Origin of the sequence: Burkholderia anthina, from assembly GCF_001547525.1 — a bacterium.
Lineage (GTDB): Bacteria > Pseudomonadota > Gammaproteobacteria > Burkholderiales > Burkholderiaceae > Burkholderia > Burkholderia semiarida.
In genome coordinates, this window is sequence record NZ_LNJP01000003.1 from 2,059,259 (window position 1) to 2,075,946 (window position 16,688).

The 16,688-nt window shown below is 69.2% G+C and carries 13 protein-coding genes; 7 read left to right on the top strand and 6 right to left on the bottom strand.

From position 1 onward, the window contains the following. Nucleotides 1-7: 7 nt before the first annotated feature. The 3 genes from WS64_RS29085 to WS64_RS29095 are packed head-to-tail and all read right to left on the bottom strand — an operon-like array spanning nt 8 to nt 3,670. Nucleotides 8-913 carry a metal-dependent hydrolase gene (locus WS64_RS29085; RefSeq protein WP_060968499.1) on the bottom strand — a complete coding sequence of 302 codons (906 nt, stop codon included), beginning with the start codon at nt 911-913 and terminating at the stop codon, nt 8-10. 29 nt (nt 914-942) lie between these two features. Continuing rightward, on the bottom strand, nt 943-2,730 hold the full coding sequence (locus tag WS64_RS29090) for an SDR family oxidoreductase (protein WP_060968500.1): 1,788 nt from the start codon (nt 2,728-2,730) through the stop codon (nt 943-945). Between the two features lie 40 nt (nt 2,731-2,770). Continuing rightward, on the bottom strand, nt 2,771-3,670 hold the full coding sequence (locus tag WS64_RS29095; RefSeq protein ID WP_060968501.1) for a M24 family metallopeptidase: 900 nt from the start codon (nt 3,668-3,670) through the stop codon (nt 2,771-2,773). A gap of 505 nt (nt 3,671-4,175) precedes the next feature. Between WS64_RS29095 and WS64_RS29100 the strand changes: the two genes are divergently transcribed. Further along, the gene (locus tag WS64_RS29100) at nt 4,176-5,453 is read left to right on the top strand and encodes an HAD family hydrolase (RefSeq protein ID WP_059584514.1); all 1,278 of its coding nucleotides are present in this window, start codon (nt 4,176-4,178) and stop codon (nt 5,451-5,453) included. A gap of 87 nt (nt 5,454-5,540) precedes the next feature. Here WS64_RS29100 and WS64_RS29105 read toward each other — a convergent pair whose 3' ends face one another. The 3 genes from WS64_RS29105 to WS64_RS29115 all read right to left on the bottom strand — a co-directional run bounded on the left by WS64_RS29105 (nt 5,541) and on the right by WS64_RS29115 (nt 9,017). Then, complete coding sequence (locus WS64_RS29105; protein ID WP_059584516.1) at nt 5,541-6,314, bottom strand: slipin family protein; 774 nt, start codon at nt 6,312-6,314, stop codon at nt 5,541-5,543. Beyond that, nucleotides 6,311-7,861 (bottom strand): NfeD family protein, encoded by a 1,551-nt coding sequence (locus WS64_RS29110; RefSeq protein ID WP_060968628.1) that lies wholly within the window; start codon nt 7,859-7,861, stop codon nt 6,311-6,313. Before WS64_RS29110 ends, WS64_RS29105 begins: the two co-directional genes overlap by 4 nt. Nucleotides 7,862-7,982: 121 nt before the next feature. Continuing rightward, nucleotides 7,983-9,017: an AraC family transcriptional regulator gene (locus tag WS64_RS29115; RefSeq protein ID WP_059584518.1), complete on the bottom strand. Its 1,035-nt coding sequence runs from the start codon at nt 9,015-9,017 to the stop codon at nt 7,983-7,985. Between the two features lie 137 nt (nt 9,018-9,154). Here WS64_RS29115 and WS64_RS29120 point away from each other — a divergent pair, with 137 nt between their 5' ends. The 6 genes from WS64_RS29120 to WS64_RS29145 all read left to right on the top strand — a co-directional run bounded on the left by WS64_RS29120 (nt 9,155) and on the right by WS64_RS29145 (nt 16,680). Beyond that, the gene (locus WS64_RS29120; RefSeq protein ID WP_060968502.1) at nt 9,155-10,288 is read left to right on the top strand and encodes an acyl-CoA dehydrogenase family protein; all 1,134 of its coding nucleotides are present in this window, start codon (nt 9,155-9,157) and stop codon (nt 10,286-10,288) included. A 198-nt stretch (nt 10,289-10,486) separates the two neighbouring features. Next, complete coding sequence (locus tag WS64_RS29125) at nt 10,487-12,193, top strand: AMP-binding protein (protein WP_060968503.1); 1,707 nt, start codon at nt 10,487-10,489, stop codon at nt 12,191-12,193. A 112-nt stretch (nt 12,194-12,305) separates the two neighbouring features. Continuing rightward, entirely contained in the window at nt 12,306-13,835 is a 1,530-nt protein-coding gene (locus tag WS64_RS29130) for a CoA-acylating methylmalonate-semialdehyde dehydrogenase (protein WP_060968504.1), read from the top strand. A gap of 18 nt (nt 13,836-13,853) precedes the next feature. Then, nucleotides 13,854-14,753: a 3-hydroxyisobutyrate dehydrogenase gene (gene mmsB / locus WS64_RS29135; protein ID WP_059640845.1), complete on the top strand. Its 900-nt coding sequence runs from the start codon at nt 13,854-13,856 to the stop codon at nt 14,751-14,753. Beyond that, nucleotides 14,753-15,544, top strand: a complete 792-nt coding sequence (locus WS64_RS29140; RefSeq protein WP_059584526.1) for an enoyl-CoA hydratase — start codon at nt 14,753-14,755, stop codon at nt 15,542-15,544. Before mmsB ends, WS64_RS29140 begins: the two co-directional genes overlap by 1 nt. After that, a complete protein-coding gene (locus tag WS64_RS29145) occupies nt 15,541-16,680 on the top strand; it encodes an enoyl-CoA hydratase/isomerase family protein (RefSeq protein WP_060968505.1) in 1,140 nt (379 codons plus the stop codon). The genes WS64_RS29140 and WS64_RS29145 overlap by 4 nt, the downstream gene beginning before the upstream one ends. Nucleotides 16,681-16,688: the final 8 nt, after the last annotated feature.

Below are 16,688 nucleotides of genomic sequence, written 5' to 3' on the forward strand. Positions count from 1 at the left end.
AACCCGGTCACGTGCCTTTCGTCGTGCCCCAGTTGCCGCCGTGCGCGGCCGCCTGCGCGGCCGGCGAGCGGGCGAGATAGGCGAGCGCCTGCTCGGTCGAGCCTTCGTGATGCGGCGTATAGCCTGGCTTGAAATAGCGCAGCGCCGCGCCGATCACCTTCCAGAACGACGGCAGGTGCCCGCGCCGCGAACCCCGCCACCACGCGAGCACGAAGCCCGGGTAGCGGCCGGCGTCCGGATCGCGCCGGTACATGAACTTCGCGCCGGTCGTGATGTAGTGGAGCAGCAGCAGGATCACCAACGCCATGTGCACGCAGCGCTCCGGATAGGTGCCGCCCAGGTGCCGGTAGATGTCGAACGCGACGGTGCGGTGCTCGACTTCCTCGGCGCCATGCCAGCGCAGCAGGTCGACCATCGTCGGGTCCGCATGGCCTTCGTCGAGGCCGTGCGCGTTGAGCACCCAGTTGCCGAGATAGCCGAAGAAATGCTCCAGCGACGCGATCACGGCCAGCTGCTGACGCAGCCAGAAGCGCGTATGGCCGATCTTCAGCCCGAGCGGCCGTTCGCCGAGCACGCGCGTGAACAGCCAGTTGAGCTTTTGCGTGAACGGCTTCGTGTCGATGCCGTGACGATCGTAGTAGTGCTTCAGCACGCCGCCGTGCGAGCGCGAATGCACGGCTTCCTGGCGCAGGAAGCCTTCGGCTTCGTCGCGCAGGCGCGCATCGGCGATCAGCGGCAGCGCCTTGTTGTAGACGCGGCAGAACCACAGCTCGCCTTCCGGGAACAGCAGGTTCAGCGTGTTGATGATGTGCGTGCTGCCCGGATCGTTCGGCACCCAGGTGACCGGCGTGTCGCTGAAGTCGAACTTCACGTGCCGGGCCCTGATCTTGTGGTAGTTGGCGGTATCGGTCATGTCGTCTCCCTGTGCGGCGTCGTGCGCCGTCAATGCGATGCCATGCTGACGCGGGCGATCATCCGGCCCAGCCACGGCATGAAGCGGCCGACGAAGCGCATCGCGTGCGCTTCGCCGCCGACCGCGACGACGGGGCGGTTGCGCAGCACGCCGTCGATCATCGCCTGCGCGACGGTTTCGGGTTTCAGGCCGCGCATCTGGTACAGCCTGGTCGCGCGCTTGCGCAGCCGCGCTTCGTCCTGGGCGCTCGCGCCCGCGTAGTGCGTCGACGCCATGATTCCCGTTTCCGCGAACCCGGGGCACACGGCCGTCACGCCGATGCCTTTCCCCGCGAGTTCCGCGCGCATGCATTCGCTGAGCATCAGCACCGCGGCCTTCGTCGTCGCATACGCGGGCAGGTCGCGCGACGGCCCGAACGCGGCGGCCGACGCGGTGTTGACGATGTGCCCGCCGGCGCCGCGCTCGGCCATCTGCTGCGCGAACAGCCGCGAGCCGTGGATCACGCCCCACAGGTTCACGTGCAGGATGCGTTCCCAGTGCCGCGTGCTCGTGTCGAGGATGCCGCCGGCCATGCCGATGCCTGCGTTGTTGATCACGACGTCCGCGCCGCCGAGTTCGCTGCCGACCCAGGTCGCGAGCGCTTCCATTTCGTCGGCGGACCCGACGTCGACGCGTTTCGCATGCGCGTGCGCACCGGTCAGCCCGATGAGCAGCGCGGTGCGCTCGGCGCTCGCGAGATCGATGTCGCATGCGACGACCGTCGCGCCTTCGCGTGCGAAGGCCAGCGCCGCGCAGCGGCCGATGCCGCTGCCCGCGCCGGTGACGACCGCGACCTTGCCGCTGAAGCGCCCGCTGGTCGCGCGGCGGCGCGCGTTCGCGAGCGCGGGCGGTTCGTTGCCGGATTCGACTGCATCGATCAATTGACCGGCGAGATCCGCGAAGCGCGCGGGATCGGCGAGCGGCAGCCAGTGGCCGGCCGCGACTTCGCGGCGGTAGTAGCGCGGCACCCAGCGCGACAGGTTCTCGGACAGCGCGGGGCTCACGTACTTGTCGCCGAGCGGCACGAGGGTCTGCACCGGCGCATGCGCATAGCGTTCGCGCGGCGCGAACAGGCAGCGGATGAAGTTCGCACGGTAGAGGCGCACGCCGCGCGCGCCGTCGTCGGCCTGCGTCGGGCGCGGCGCGGCGGGCGTTTTCTCGATCCGGCGCAGCAGGCCCGGCCATGCGCGGCCGAGCCACAGCCGCCAGCCGAGTTCGGGGAGGAGCGGCAGGTGGAACAGGTAGACGTACCACGAGCGCACGAGCTGGCCGCCGAGCCTGGCCAGCGACGCGGGCGTCGGGTGCAGCACGCGTTCGCGCAGCCAGAAGCCGACGTGGTCGAGGCACGGGCCCGAGCACGACGTATATGACGCGATACGGCCGGCCAGGCGCGGATCGGTGACGAACTCCCAGCCCTGGATCGCCCCCCAGTCGTGCGCGACGAGGTGCACCGCGCGGCCGGGGCAGAGCGCGTCGATCACCGCGACGAAATCGTCGGTCAGCTTCGCGAGATGGTAGTCGGCCGTGCGCGTCGGCACGCCGGACAGGCCCGCGCCGCGCACGTCGTACGCGATCACGTGGTGTTTGCGCGCAAGCAGCGGCGCGACGTGCCGCCAGACGCTGCTGTCGTCGGGATAGCCGTGCACCAGCACGACCGGCGAGCGGGCCGGGTCGCCCCAGGTGCGCACCGCGAGCGTCAGGTCGCCGGAGGCGACCGCCGTTTCGCTGTGAACCGATTCGAACAGGGCCAGCGGCGCTTCGTCGGAAAGAGGCTGCATCGTGAGTCCGTCGTTCAGGGGGAAGAGGGGCGTGGAGGGGTCAAGCGGCGGCCGGCACGTTCGCCGCGGCCTGCGCGCGCTCGGCCTGGCGGCGCTGCCAGCGGCGCACGTGCGGCAGCTCGTCGTCGAGCCAGTACGCATCGTCGTCGGTGATCACGAGCAGTTCCTCGAATTTCGCGCCGACGCCCGCGAAGCCGAGATGCGGCTCGACGGCCCACAGGCCCGGCACCGGCGCATGCTCGGAGCGGCGATCGATCGACCACAGCGGCGACCAGCCCTGCTGCTTCGCCGCGCGGCCCTGGTCGAGCAGCAGGTTGCGCGTCGCGTTCAGCCCGAAGCGCGCGACGAAGCGCGGCTTCGACAGCTTGTGGATCTTCGCGACACGATGCGCGAGCACCTTGAACGGATAGGCCTTGTGGCGCGGGTCGACGCCCTGGCGGCGGCACAGCGCGTCGACTTCCTGCGCGACTTCCGCCATCGACCGGCGCGCCTTCACGAGCCGCACGATCATGTCGCGGTGGTCCATCAGGTCGTCCTGCAACTGCTCGAGGATCGGGTTGCGGCCGACGCAGTGCGCATAGCCGACATCGGCGACGATGCCGTCGAGCACGGGTGCGACGTCGAGGATCACCGGCATGTCGGCTTCGAGCTGACGGTTGCTCGGGAAGAACGCGAGATTGAAGCCGCCCATGTGCTTGAGGCCCGAGAAGCCGTCGAACGCGGTGCGGTCGCCGAACCACGCGAACGGCTTGTGCAGCCAGTCGTGCACGCCGTGGTCCTGCAGCCATTCGGTCAGCAGGCGCGCCGCTTCCTTCTCGGTGATGCCGGGGTAGAGCATCGCGCCGACGGTCTCGACGCAGCGGTAGGCCAGTTGCTGGACCGCGCGGAATTGCGGCAGCTCGTCGAGGTGGACTTCCGGCAGCGGGTGGTGGGCGGTCATGATGCGTCTCCATGTGTCGGCCCGCGTTTGGGTGTCGGCGCGATGCGGGTCCTTGTGCAAGGCTGGGCGCTGATCCGGATCGCTTCCGCCGGTGATTCGGAGGCGGATTATTCAGTCAGCATTTAATGTGCCATTGTGTGATGTAACGATAATAGCCGGTTCGACGTCGCGCGCCAGCCCCCGGAGATGAGGGCTTCTCCTAATGAAGGGCCGAAATGGAGGGGTTGCTCTAGGTTTCCGGCGGTGGGGGCCGGATGGCCATCGCTGCGCACGTGTTTCGAAGGGCGGGAGCCGGCCGGGGAGCGCCGCGCGGGGTTTCGCGCGGGCCCAGGATGTCGCGCCGGATCAACTCTCCGTCGCGTCGCGGCGCGACGCTGTCAAATTGCCGAAATAATTTCGTCACATCACCCGCCCGATCCGACGCCTTGGCGGCTTCGCGGGGCCGGTGTGTCGCGCGTCGCGCGGGGCGATCGAAGCGCATTCGACATTTCCACGGAGAGAGACCATGCAGCGCCGCCGGTTCATGAACACCCTTGCCGCGGCGACCGCCGCGACGCCGCTGATGCTCAAGGCCGGCACGTCCGGCGCGAAGAGCGTAGCCGCGCCGGACGCGCTGGACCCGGGCCGCTGGTCGCCGTTCAACGCCGCGCGCCTGCAGGCGGTGCTCGACCGGCATGGTGTCGCGAGCGCGCACTACGACGGAAAGCGCCGCCCGTATGCGGTGTTCGACTGGGACAACACGTGCATCATGAACGACTGTGAAGAGGCGTTGCTGATGTACCAGATCAACCATCTGCAGTACAAGCTGACGCCGGATGAATTCGTCGGCGTGATGTGGAAGGACGTGCCGAAGGGCGCGTTCATGAAGGACTACACGACCCTCGACGGCAAGCCGGTGACGATGGAGGACCTCGCCGCCGACGTCGAGTCCGATTACCGCTGGCTCCATGCGAACTACAAGGGCCTCGGCGGCGACAAGAGCCTCGACGAGATCCGCGAGACCGACCAGTTCAAGGATTTTCGCGCGAAGCTGTACTTCATGTACGACGCGATCTGCGACACGCATCCGCTCGAAGTCGGCTACAAGTGGATCATCTACTTCTACAAGAACATGACGACCGCCGAGCTGCAGGCGATGGCGGAAGCGTCGAACAACTACGGTATCGGCGACGCGCTGCGCAAGGTCCGCTACGAAAGCCCGAAGACGCTGCCGGGCAAGGCCGGCGTGGTCGCGGACACGCATTTCCACGGCATCCGCATTCACGAGGAAATCCGCGCGGTGATGCATACGCTGCGCGCGAACGGCATCGACGTGTACGTGAGCACCGCGTCGCTCGACGACGTCGTGCGCGTATTTGCCGGCAATCCGAACTACGGCTACGGCGTGCCGCCCGAGAACGTGATCGGCCTGCGTCTCGACATGCAGGACGGCAAGTACACGAGCACCTATCCGGCCGGCTGGCATTTCAACTGGGGGCCCGGCAAGACGGTGGGCATTCGCAACGTCCTCGCGTCGAAGAAGGGCTACGGCCCGCTGCTGGTGTTCGGCGACAGCGACGGCGACGCGTGGATGCTGCGCGATTTCAAGGACACCGCGGCCGGCGTGATCGTCAACCGGATGAAGAAGGGCGAGATCGGCGCGGACAGCAAGCTCGCGGCCGAACAGATCGGCAACCCGGACGCACGCTTCCTGCTGCAGGGCCGCGACGAGCACACGGGCCTGATGATTCCGGACGAGAAGTCGATCAAGTACGGCAAGGCCGAGCGCAAGCTGCTGGCCTGACGCGGGCGGGGCGCCGGGCGGCGGGGCGTCGGCCCCCGCGCCCATCGGCACCGGCCGCGGCGTCATGTGGCCCGGCACGCGCGCGTCTCAACGCTCGCGCGCGGGGCCCAACCGATCCAGCAACGCCCCCAGCAGATCGACCGGCAACGGAAACACGATCGTGGAGTTCTTGTCCGCCGCGATCGTCGTCAGCGTCTGCAGGTAGCGCAACTGCATCGCCTGCGGCTGCAGCGCAAGCCGCTGCGCGGCCTGCAGCAGCTTTTCCGACGCCTGCAATTCGCCTTCCGCGTGAATCACCTTCGCGCGCCGCTCGCGCTCGGCTTCGGCCTGCCGCGCGATCGCGCGGATCATCGTCTCGTTCAGGTCGACATGCTTGATCTCGACCGTCGACACCTTGATCCCCCACGCATCCGTCTGTGCATCGAGCGTCTTCTGGATGTCCGCGTTCAGTTGTTCGCGCTCGGCGAGCAGCGCGTCGAGTTCGTGCTTGCCGAGCACCGCGCGCAGCGTCGTCTGCGCGAGCTGGCTCGTCGCCTCGAAGAAGCGCGCGACCTGGATCACGGCCTTCTCAGGATCGACGACGCGGAAATACACGACCGCATTGACCTTCACCGACACGTTGTCGCGCGTGATCACGTCCTGCGCGGGCACGTCGAACACGACGGTGCGCAGGTCGATCCGCACGACCTGCTGGACGATCGGGATGATCAGCACGAGCCCCGGCCCTTTCACTTTCCAGAACCGGCCGAGCATGAACACGACCCCGCGTTCGTACTCGCGAAAGATGCGGATCGACGATGCGACGAGCACCACGACGAAGACGATGAGGACGCTGCTGAAGCCGAACGTGTAACCGATCATGAAGGTTCTCCCTGGGGATGGACCGGCGCGGGCACGTCGTAGAGCGGCGCGACCGTCAGCGTCAGCCCGTGGCGGCCGGTCACGCGCACGCGGCAGCCGGCGGCCAGCGGCATGCTGCTCGCCACGCGCCAGCGCTCGCCATGCACGCGCGCCCAGCCGGCGGCCGACGGCGCGGCGCCGGCCGCGCCCGGCGGCTGGTCCGGCTGCAGGCCGTCGTCGAGCACTTCGCCGATGCTGCCGAGCAGCGCCTCGGCACCCGTCACGACCGGGCGGCGCCGCGCGCGCAGCGCGACGCCCGACACACCCGCGACGAGCAGCCCGCCGCCGAGCGCGAGGCTCGCGATCACGGGCCACGGAATCCCGTAGCCGGGCACGTCGGTGTCGATCAGCATCAGCGCGCCGATCGTGAACGCGACGATTCCGCCGAACCCGAGCACGCCGAAGGTCGGCAGGAACGCCTCCGCGACGAGGCAGCCGAGCCCGAGCAGCACGAGGCCGAGGCCCGCATAGCTGACCGGCAGCAACTGCATCGCGAACAGCCCGACCAGCAGGCAGATCGTGCCGGCCACGCCCGGCAGCACGAAACCGGGGTTCGCGAATTCGAAGAAGAGGCCGTAGATGCCGATCGTCAGCAGGATCAGCGCGACGTTCGGATCGGCGATGATCGCGAGGAAGCGGCTGCGCCAGTCGGGCGCGAGCGCGACGAGCGGCGCGTGCGCGGTCGCCAGACGCAGCGTGCCGGCGGTGGTCGTCACCGCGCGGCCGTCGAGCTGGCGCGCGAGATCGGCCGCGTCCTGCGCGATCAGGTCGACGACGTGCTGCGCGCGCGCCTCGTTCGCCGACAGGCTCACGGCCTCGCGCACCGCGCGCTCGGCCCATTCGGCATTGCGTCCGCGCAACTGCGCGAGGCCGCGGATGTACGCTGAAGCGTCCTGCATCGCCTTGCGGATCTCGGTCGATTGCGTATCGGTCGGCAGCGCGGCCGGCGTGGCGGACGCACCCGATGCACCTGACGCAGCGGCGGGATGGGGCGCGGCGGGGGGCGCGCCCGGCGGCGCGGCGCCGCCGATGCCCAACTGCACGGGCGACGCCGCGCCGAGATTGGTGCCGGGCGCCATCGCCGCGAAGTGGCTCGCATAGACGATGTAGGTGCCCGCGCTCGCCGCGCGCGCGCCGCCCGGCGCGACGAACGCGGCGACCGGCACCGGCGAGCCGAGGATGGCCTTGATGATCTGCCGCATCGACGTATCGAGGCCGCCGGGCGTGTCGAGCTGGAGGATCGCGAGCGGCGCGTGCTCGCGGGCGGCGCGCGCGAGCGAACGGACGATGAAATCGGCGCTGGCGGGGCCGATCGCGCCGTTGACGGGAATCACGACGACCGGATGCGCGGCGGGCGCGTCGGCCGATGGCGGCGCGGCGACCGCGGCGCACACGACGAGCAGCGCCGCGAACAGCGCGGCGCGCGCGACCCGCGCGGACAGCGGGTGACGGGGGCGGCCGTCGGGCGCGGCAGGCGCCGGCGGCGGCCCATGACGGTGAAAGCGCATCGGGACGTCCGGGCGGCGCACGGCCGCGTGCCGTCCGGCTCGCGAAAAGGGCGTGGGCCCGATGCTTGAAGATTAGGCGGTTTCGGCCGAAAGCGCGAAGGTGCGGCCGCACCGGCCGGCGTCAGCTTGCGCCGCCGCCGCGCGCGAGCACTTCGTCGCGATAGTCGGCCGGGCTGCGTCCGCTCCATTTGCGGAACGCGCGGTAGAACGCGCTCGGCTCCGCGAAGCCGGTCGCGGCCGCGACGTCCGCGATCGTGCGGGCGGGGTCGGCCAGCGCCTCGAACGCGAGATCGCGCCGCAGCGTGTCCTTGATCGACTGGTACGCGTGACCTTCCTGGTGCAGCTTGCGGCGCAGCGTGGCCTCGGCCACGTGCAGCCGCGCGGCCATCCCGCCCGCGCCCGGCCACGCGGCGGGCGGCATTCCGCGCAGCACCGCGCGCACGCGCTGCGCGAGCGCGTTCGGGTTGCGGTACTTGACGATGAAGCTGGCCGGCGCGTTGCGTAGAAACGTTTTCAGCGTCTTCGCGTTCTGCACGACCGGCAGCGTCGCGAATTCGGGATCGAAATCGACATACGAATCGGGCTCGTTGAAGCGCATGTCGTCGCAGAACATCGACGGGTATTCGTGGTCGGCGGGCGGCGTGTCGCAGCGGAAGCTCGCATGCAGCAGCGGGATGCGCCGCCCGATCAGCCAGCAGGTGAGCCCGTACACGATGATGAAATAGGTCGCGTACGTGAACATCGCGGGCGTCGCGCCGTTGTTGCGGTGCACGAAGCGCAGCCGCACGCGCTGCGGGTTCGCGTCGAGCTCCGCGTGCAGGTCGTCGAGCACGCAGTGCATGAAGTTCACCGCGCGCGCCATCGCGTGCAGCCCGTCGCGCGCGGATAGCGCCGCCTGGCTCATCGCGATGAAGCTGCCGCTGCGCATCGGGTGGCTGTCCTGCCCGAAGAACTCGTCGTCGAGCGTGCGGGCGATCGCGTTCCACAGCGCGCCGTATTGCTGCGCGGACACGCGTGCGCGCGGCTGACCGAGCAGCGCCGGGGCGATGCCCGCTTGCGCGAGCAGCGGCTCGGCCGCGACGCCGCGCCGCGTGGCCAGCGCGACGCTGTACGCGACGAGGCTGATCGCGACGGTTCCCTTGTCTTCCTGCTTCATCGGTGTCGCCGGTATGGCAAAAACGCTCAGTGTAAATGAGCGGCGCGAGCATCGAACAGTCGCGCGTGCTTGCCTACACTTGTTGCATCGAAACGCAAGGACGGTCGCGCCCGGCGGCCGCGGGAGACAGCAGCACCATGGACGAGCTTTACACCGAAGACCAGCGGATGATCCGCGACGCCGCGCGCGCGTTCGCCACCGAGATGCTGGCGCCGAACGCGGCGCAGTGGGACCACGACGCGCACCTGCCCGACGCGATCGTCGCGCAGCTCGGCGAGCTCGGGCTGCTCGGGATGATCGTGCCGCAGGAACTGGGCGGCTCGTATACGGATTACGTCGCCTATGCGCTGGCGATGGAGGAAGTCGCGGCCGGCGACGCCGCGTGCGCGACGATGATGAGCGTGCACAACTCGGTCGGCTGCGGGCCGATCCTCGGCTTCGGCACGCCCGCGCAGAAGGATCGCTGGCTGGCCGACATGGCGGCCGGCCGCGTGATCGGCGCATTCTGCCTGACCGAGCCGCAGGCCGGTTCCGAGGCGAACAACCTGCGCACGCGGGCCGAATTGCGCGACGGCAAATGGGTGCTGAACGGCGCGAAGCAGTTCGTCACCAACGGCCAGCGCGCGGGCGTGGCGATCGTTTTTGCCATGACCGATCCGGAAGCGGGCAAGCGCGGCATTTCCGCGTTCCTGGTGCCGACCGACACACCGGGCTTCATCGTCGGCAAGCCCGAGAAGAAGATGGGCATCCGCGCGTCGGATACGTGCCCGATCACGTTCGAGAACTGCGCGATTCCCGAAGAGAACCTGCTCGGCAATCGCGGCGAAGGGCTGAAGATCGCGTTGTCGAACCTCGAAGGCGGCCGCATCGGCATCGCCGCGCAGGCGCTCGGCATCGCGCGCGCCGCGTTCGACAAGGCGCGCCGCTATGCGGGCGAGCGCGTGCAGTTCGGCAAGCCGATCGCCGAGCACCAGGCGATCCAGCAGAAGCTCGCCGACATGGCCGTGCAGATCAACGCCGCGCGCCTGCTCGTGCATCACGCGGCGAAGCTGCGCACGGCCGGGCTGCCGTGCCTGTCCGAAGCGTCGCAGGCGAAGCTGTTCGCGTCCGAGATGGCCGAGCGCGTGTGCTCGGATGCGATCCAGATCCACGGCGGCTACGGTTATCTCGCCGATTACGAAGTCGAGCGCCACTATCGCGACGCGCGCATCACGCAGATTTACGAAGGCACCAGCGAAGTGCAGCGGATGGTGATCGCGCGGCAGCTGTGAGTCGCGGCGCGCGCCCATCCGGCATCACGCAATCCAACAAACGGTCGAACGAGCAGGCATACAACGCAGGCACGAGGGCAGCGCGGCAAACGCGGCACGCAGCGACGTGACCGTGCGCCGGGCGACACGGAACCGGGCAGGTGCTGCAGCACCTGCGCCGGTTGACCGCTGGGCATGGAGACTGGACGGAGACGACACATGACGGTACAGGCATTCCTCGACGCGCGCGACTTTCTGCTGCGCCATCGCACCGACTACGACACCGCGTATCGCGATTTCGCATGGCCGGTGCTCGACGCGTTCAACTGGGCGCTCGACTATTTCGACCCGATGGCGCGCGGCAACGACCAGCCCGCGCTGTGGATCGTCGATGCGGCAACCGGCACGGGCGATCCGTATTCGTTCGCGCAGATGTCCGAGCGTTCGTCGCGGATCGCGAACTGGCTGCGCTCGATCGGCGTCGTGCGCGGCGACCGCATTCTGCTGATGCTGCCGAACCGTGTGGAGCTGTGGGACGCGATGCTCGCGGCGATGAAGCTCGGCGCGATCGTGCTGCCCGCCACCACGCAACTGTCGCCCGACGACGTGCGCGACCGCGTGCAGATCGGCGGCGCGACTTACGCGATCGTCGACGAGAACGAAACCGCGAAGTTCGAACAGGCCGGCCTCGGTCTCAAGCAGAAGATCGTCGCCGGCGCGCCGCGCGAAGGCTGGCTCGCGATGAACGACGGCTATACGGCGAGCGCCGCGTTCGAGCCGGACGCCGTCACGCACGCGAACGATCCGATGCTGCTGTACTTCACGTCGGGTACGACGTCGAAGCCGAAGCTCGTCGAGCATACGCACCGCACCTATCCGGTCGGGCACCTGTCGACGATGTACTGGGTCGGCTTGCTGCCGGGCGACATCCACTGGAACATCAGCTCGCCGGGCTGGGCGAAGCACGCGTGGAGCTGCTTTTTCGCGCCGTGGAATGCGCAGGCGTGCGTGTTCGTATTCAACTACGCGCGCTTCGAGCCGAAGGCCGTGCTCGATGCGCTCGTCAAATATCAGGTGACCACGCTGTGCGCGCCGCCGACCGTGTGGCGCATGCTCGTGCAGCAGCCGCTCGCGTCGTTCGACGTGAAGCTGCGCGAGATCGTCGGCGCGGGCGAGCCGCTGAATCCCGAGATCATCGAGCGCGTGAAGAACGCGTGGGGCATCACGATTCGCGACGGCTACGGCCAGACCGAGACGACCTGCCTGATCGGCAACTCGCCGGGCCAGCCGGTGGTCGCGGGCTCGATGGGCCGGCCGCTGCCCGGCTACCGGATCGCGTTGCTCGACCCGGACGGCGCGCCGGTGACCGAAGGCGAGGTCGCGCTGCCGATCGGCGATGGCGTCGCGCGCCCGGTCGGGCTGATGAAGGGCTACGCGAACAATCCCGACGCGACGGCCCATGCGATGCGCGACGGCCACTACCGCACGTCGGACATCGCGATGCGTCGCGACGACGGCTACTACGTGTACATCGGCCGCGCGGACGACGTGTTCAAGTCGTCCGACTACCGGCTGAGCCCGTTCGAGCTGGAGAGCGTGCTGATCGAGCACCCGGCGATCGCCGAGGCGGCCGTCGTGCCGAGCCCGGATCCGGTGCGGCTGTCGGTGCCGAAGACGTTCGTCACGCTGCGCGAGGGCTATGAAGAAAGCCCCGCGCTCGCGCTGGAGATCTTTCGCTACTCGCGCGAGAAGCTCGCGCCGTACAAGCGCATTCGCCGCCTGCAATTCGCGGAGCTGCCGAAGACGATCTCGGGGAAGATCCGCCGCGTCGAGCTGCGCCGCCGCGAGATCGAGCGCGGCGACGACGCGAGCGCGCGCATGCCCGGCGAATACTGGGAAGAAGATTTCGCCGCCGAACTGAAATGACCGGCCGCGGGCCGCGCGCGCCGCATGCCGCGGCGGCCGCCCGCAGCCGAATTGAAACGGTCGCGCGGCGGCATGCCGTTACGTCGCGACCCATTGCAAGGAGATTGCACTGATGAACGCGAATCCGACGCCCCGTACGGGGCAAGACGTGCCGACGGTCAAGCTGCTGATCGACGGCGCCTTCGTCGAGTCCGCCACGAGCGAGTGGCGCGACATCGTCAACCCGGCGACGCAACAGGTGCTCGCGCGCGTGCCGTTCGCGACCGTCGCGGAAGTCGACGCGGCCGTGCAGGCCGCGCACGCCGCGTTTGCGACGTGGAGGAACACGCCGATTTCCGCGCGCATGCGCATCATGCTGAAGTTCCAGGATCTGGTGCGCGCGAACCAGCAGCGCATCGCCAGGACGCTGACGGCCGAGCAGGGCAAGACGATTCCCGATGCAGAAGGCGACATCTTCCGCGGCCTCGAAGTGGTCGAGCACGCGTGCTCGATCGGCACGCTGCAGCTCGGCGAATTCGCGGAGAACGTCGCGGGCGGCGTCGACACCTACACGCTGCGCCAGCCGCTCGGCGTGTGCGCGGGCATCACGCCGTTCAATTTCCCCGCGATGATTCCGCTGTGGATGTTCCCGATGGCGATCGTGTGCGGCAACACGTTCGTGCTGAAGCCGTCGGAGCAGGACCCGATGTCGACGATGGAGCTCGTCGAGCTCGCGCTCGAAGCCGGCATACCGAAAGGCGTGCTGAACGTCGTGCACGGCGGCAAGGACGTCGTCGACGCGATCTGCACGCATCCGCTCGTGAAGGCGATCTCGTTCGTCGGTTCGACCACGGTCGGCACGCACGTGTACAACCTCGGCAGCGCGCAGGGCAAGCGCGTGCAGTCGATGATGGGCGCGAAGAACCACGCGGTCGTGCTGCCCGACGCGAACCGCGAACAGGCGATCAACGCGCTCGTCGGCGCGGGTTTCGGCGCGGCCGGCCAGCGCTGCATGGCGACGTCCGTCGCGGTGCTGGTGGGCAAGGCGCGCGAATGGCTGCCGGACATCGTCGCGAAGGCGAAGACGCTGAAGGTCAACGCGGGCTCGGAAGCGGGCACCGACGTCGGGCCGGTCGTGTCGCGCGGCGCGAAGGCGCGCATCCTGTCGCTGATCGACATGGGCATCAAGGAAGGCGCGAAGCTCGAGCTCGACGGCCGCGACGTGAAGGTGCCCGGTTTCGAGGAAGGCAACTTCATCGGGCCGACGATTTTCTCCGGCGTGACGACCGACATGACGATCTACACGCATGAAATCTTCGGGCCGGTGCTGGTCGTGATGGAAGTCGACACGCTCGACGAGGCGATCGCGCTCGTCAACGCGAACCCGATGGGCAACGGCGTGGGCATCTTCACGCAGAGCGGCGCGGCCGCGCGCCGGTTCCAGAGCGAGATCGACGTCGGCCAGGTCGGCATCAACATCCCGATCCCGGTGCCGGTGCCGTTCTTCAGCTTCACCGGTTCGCGCGGCTCGAAGCTCGGCGATCTCGGCCCGTACGGCAAGCAGGTCGTGCAGTTCTATACGCAGACCAAGACGGTCACCGCGCGCTGGTTCGACGACGATACGACGGCCGGCCCGGTGAACACGACGATCCGGCTGCATTGAGCGGCGGAGGACACCACCATGAAAATCGGATTTATCGGCCTCGGCCACATGGGCGCGCCGATGGCGCTGAACCTGCTGAAAGCCGGCCACGAAGTGCACGCGTTCGACCTGAGCGCCGACGCATTGCGCGCACTGCAGGACGCCGGCGCGCAGGTGGCCGCGTCGCCGCGCGATGCGGCGTCGGGCGCGACGTTCGTGATCACGATGCTGCCGGCCGCGCCGCACGTGCGCTCGGTGCTCACCGGCGAGAACGGCGTGCTGGCCGGCCTCGGCGCCGGCGCGACGGTGATCGATTCGAGCACGATCGACCCGGCGAGCGCGCAGGCATTCGGCGCGCTGGTGCGCGAGCACGGCGGCGCGTTCGTCGACGCGCCGGTGTCGGGCGGCACCGGCGGCGCGGCGGCAGGCACGTTGACCTTCATGGTCGGCGGCAGCGACGCGGATTTCGAGCGCGTGAAACCGGTGCTCGCCGGGATGGGCAAGAACATCGTCCACTGCGGCGCGACGGGCATGGGGCAGGTCGCGAAGGTCTGCAACAACCTCGTGCTCGGCATCTCGATGGCGGCGGTGTCGGAGGCGATGTCGCTCGGCGTCGCGCTCGGCATCGACCCGAAGGTGCTGGCCGGCATCGTCAACACGTCGACGGGCCGCTGCTGGAGCTCGGACACGTACAACCCGTATCCGGGCGTGATCGAGACCGCGCCGTCGTCGCGCGGCTACTCGGGCGGCTTCGGCACCGACCTGATGCTGAAGGATCTCGGCCTCGCGAACGACGCGGCGAAGCAGGCGCGCCAGCCCGTCTATCTCGGTGCGCTCGCGCAGCAGCTGTATCAGACGATGAGCAGCCGCGGCGACGGCCAGCTCGATTTCTCGGCGGTGATCCGCCTGTACCAACCGGCCACGAAGAAGGACGCGTGATGATCGAACTCGACTACGTCGACGACGGCGCGATCGCGTGCGCGACGCTCAAGCGTCCGCCCGCGAACGCCTTTACCGCCGACGGGCTGCGGCAACTGCAGCAAACCGTCGCCGAACTGAATGCGGACCCGCGCGTGCGCGCGCTGGTGATCACCGGCGACGGCCCGAAGTTCTTCAGCGCGGGCGCCGACCTCAACACGTTCGCCGACGGCGATCGCGCGGTCGCGCGTGCGATGGCGTCGCGCTTCGGCGCGGCGTTCGAGGCGCTGCACGACGCACGCGTCGTGACGATCGCGGCGATCAACGGCTATGCAATGGGCGGCGGCCTCGAATGCGCGCTCGCGTGCGACCTGCGGATCGCGGAGACGCATGCGCAGATGGCGCTGCCCGAGCCGTCGGTCGGGCTGCTGCCGTGCGGGCTCGGCACGCAGACGCTGCCCTGGCTCGTCGGCGAGGGCTGGGCGAAGAAGATCATCCTGACCGGTGCGCGCGTCGATGCGGCCACCGCACTGCGGATCGGCCTCGTCGAGGACGTGGTCGAAAGCGGCGCCGCGCGCGAGGCGGCACTCGTGCTGGCTCGCAACGTCGCGCGGCAAAGCCCGCATGCCGTGGCCTACAGCAAGGAACTGATCGGCCTCGCGCGCCGCGGCGTGCCGCGCGGCGCGGCGCTCGCGGTCGAGCGCGAACGCTTCGTCGATTTGTTCGACACGGCCGATCCGCGCGAAGGCGTGGCGGCGTTCCTGGGCAAGCGCGCGCCGCAGTGGCGCACCGATGGAGAGCCGCAACGATGAGCACGCCGGTGACGAATCACGATGCATTCGCGGAGCATGCGCCCGAGGTGCTGTTTCGCGTGGTGAACCGCGTGGCGCTGATCACGCTGAACCGGCCGGCCGCGCTCAACGCGCTGTCGTACGCGATGATCGGCGAGCTGGCCGCGCTGTTCGAGCGTTGCCGCCGCGACGACCGGATCGTCGCGGTCGTGCTGCGCGGCGCGGGCGAGAAGGGCTTCTGCGCGGGCGGCGACGTGCGCGCGTTGTACAAGATGGTCGCGCTGCGCGAAACCTGGCTGCCGTTCTTCGTCGACGAATACCGGCTCGACTACGCGATCCACACGTTCCCGAAGCCGGTCGTCGCGCTGATGGACGGCATCACGATGGGCGGCGGCATGGGCCTCGCGCAGGGCGCGGCGCTGCGCGTCGCGACCGAGCGCAGCAAGATCGCGATGCCCGAAACGCGCATCGGCCTCGTGCCCGACGTGGGCGCGACGCATTTCCTGTCGCGCATGCCGGCCGAACTCGAACTGTACGTGGGACTGACCGGCGCGATGCTGTCGGGCGCCGACGCGCTCGCCGCGAAGCTCGCGGACCTCTGCGTGCCGTCCGCGTGGCTCGACACGTTCGAGACGCGCATCGAAAGCGTCAAGTGGGACGGCGATGTGCTGCCGCTGCTGCGCAAGGTGTTCGAGCCGCCGTGCAACGTCGTGCCGCATGCGGCGCTCGACAGCCAGATGCCGTGGATCGTCCGCCACTTCGACAAGCGTTCGACCGTCGAGCGGATCGTCGCGACGCTCACGCAGGATCTGGCGCGCGACGAACTCGCGCGCGAGCACCGCCAATGGCTGCAGGCGACGCTCGACGCGCTCGCGAGCCATTCGCCGACGATGCTCGCGGTGACGCGCGAGGCGCTGCTGCGCGGCCGGCAGATGACGCTCGCGGAATCGTTCCGGATGGAGCTCGGCATCGTCGCGCGCGCGATCGAGGAAGGCGATTTCTGCGAAGGCGTGCGCGCGCATCTCGTCGACAAGGATCGCAAGCCGCGCTGGGCGCCCGCGTCGCTCGTCGAGCTGCGCGCCGAACGCGTGCGGCATTTCCTGACGTCGCCGTGGAAGCTGTTCGCGCATCCGCTCGCCGATCTCGGCGCGGCGTGATCCTTGCG

Excerpts from the sequence above, each read along its gene's own strand:
- WS64_RS29085 (WP_060968499.1), bottom strand. The coding sequence starts at position 913 with ATGACCGATACCGCCAACTACCACAAGATCAGGGCCCGGCACGTGAAG.
- WS64_RS29090 (WP_060968500.1), bottom strand. The coding sequence starts at position 2,730 with ATGCAGCCTCTTTCCGACGAAGCGCCGCTGGCCCTGTTCGAATCGGTT.
- WS64_RS29095 (WP_060968501.1), bottom strand. The coding sequence starts at position 3,670 with ATGACCGCCCACCACCCGCTGCCGGAAGTCCACCTCGACGAGCTGCCG.
- WS64_RS29100 (WP_059584514.1), top strand. The coding sequence starts at position 4,176 with ATGCAGCGCCGCCGGTTCATGAACACCCTTGCCGCGGCGACCGCCGCG.
- WS64_RS29105 (WP_059584516.1), bottom strand. The coding sequence starts at position 6,314 with ATGATCGGTTACACGTTCGGCTTCAGCAGCGTCCTCATCGTCTTCGTC.
- WS64_RS29110 (WP_060968628.1), bottom strand. The coding sequence starts at position 7,861 with ATGCGCTTTCACCGTCATGGGCCGCCGCCGGCGCCTGCCGCGCCCGAC.
- WS64_RS29115 (WP_059584518.1), bottom strand. The coding sequence starts at position 9,017 with ATGAAGCAGGAAGACAAGGGAACCGTCGCGATCAGCCTCGTCGCGTAC.
- WS64_RS29120 (WP_060968502.1), top strand. The coding sequence starts at position 9,155 with ATGGACGAGCTTTACACCGAAGACCAGCGGATGATCCGCGACGCCGCG.
- WS64_RS29125 (WP_060968503.1), top strand. The coding sequence starts at position 10,487 with ATGACGGTACAGGCATTCCTCGACGCGCGCGACTTTCTGCTGCGCCAT.
- WS64_RS29130 (WP_060968504.1), top strand. The coding sequence starts at position 12,306 with ATGAACGCGAATCCGACGCCCCGTACGGGGCAAGACGTGCCGACGGTC.
- mmsB (WP_059640845.1), top strand. The coding sequence starts at position 13,854 with ATGAAAATCGGATTTATCGGCCTCGGCCACATGGGCGCGCCGATGGCG.
- WS64_RS29140 (WP_059584526.1), top strand. The coding sequence starts at position 14,753 with ATGATCGAACTCGACTACGTCGACGACGGCGCGATCGCGTGCGCGACG.
- WS64_RS29145 (WP_060968505.1), top strand. The coding sequence starts at position 15,541 with ATGAGCACGCCGGTGACGAATCACGATGCATTCGCGGAGCATGCGCCC.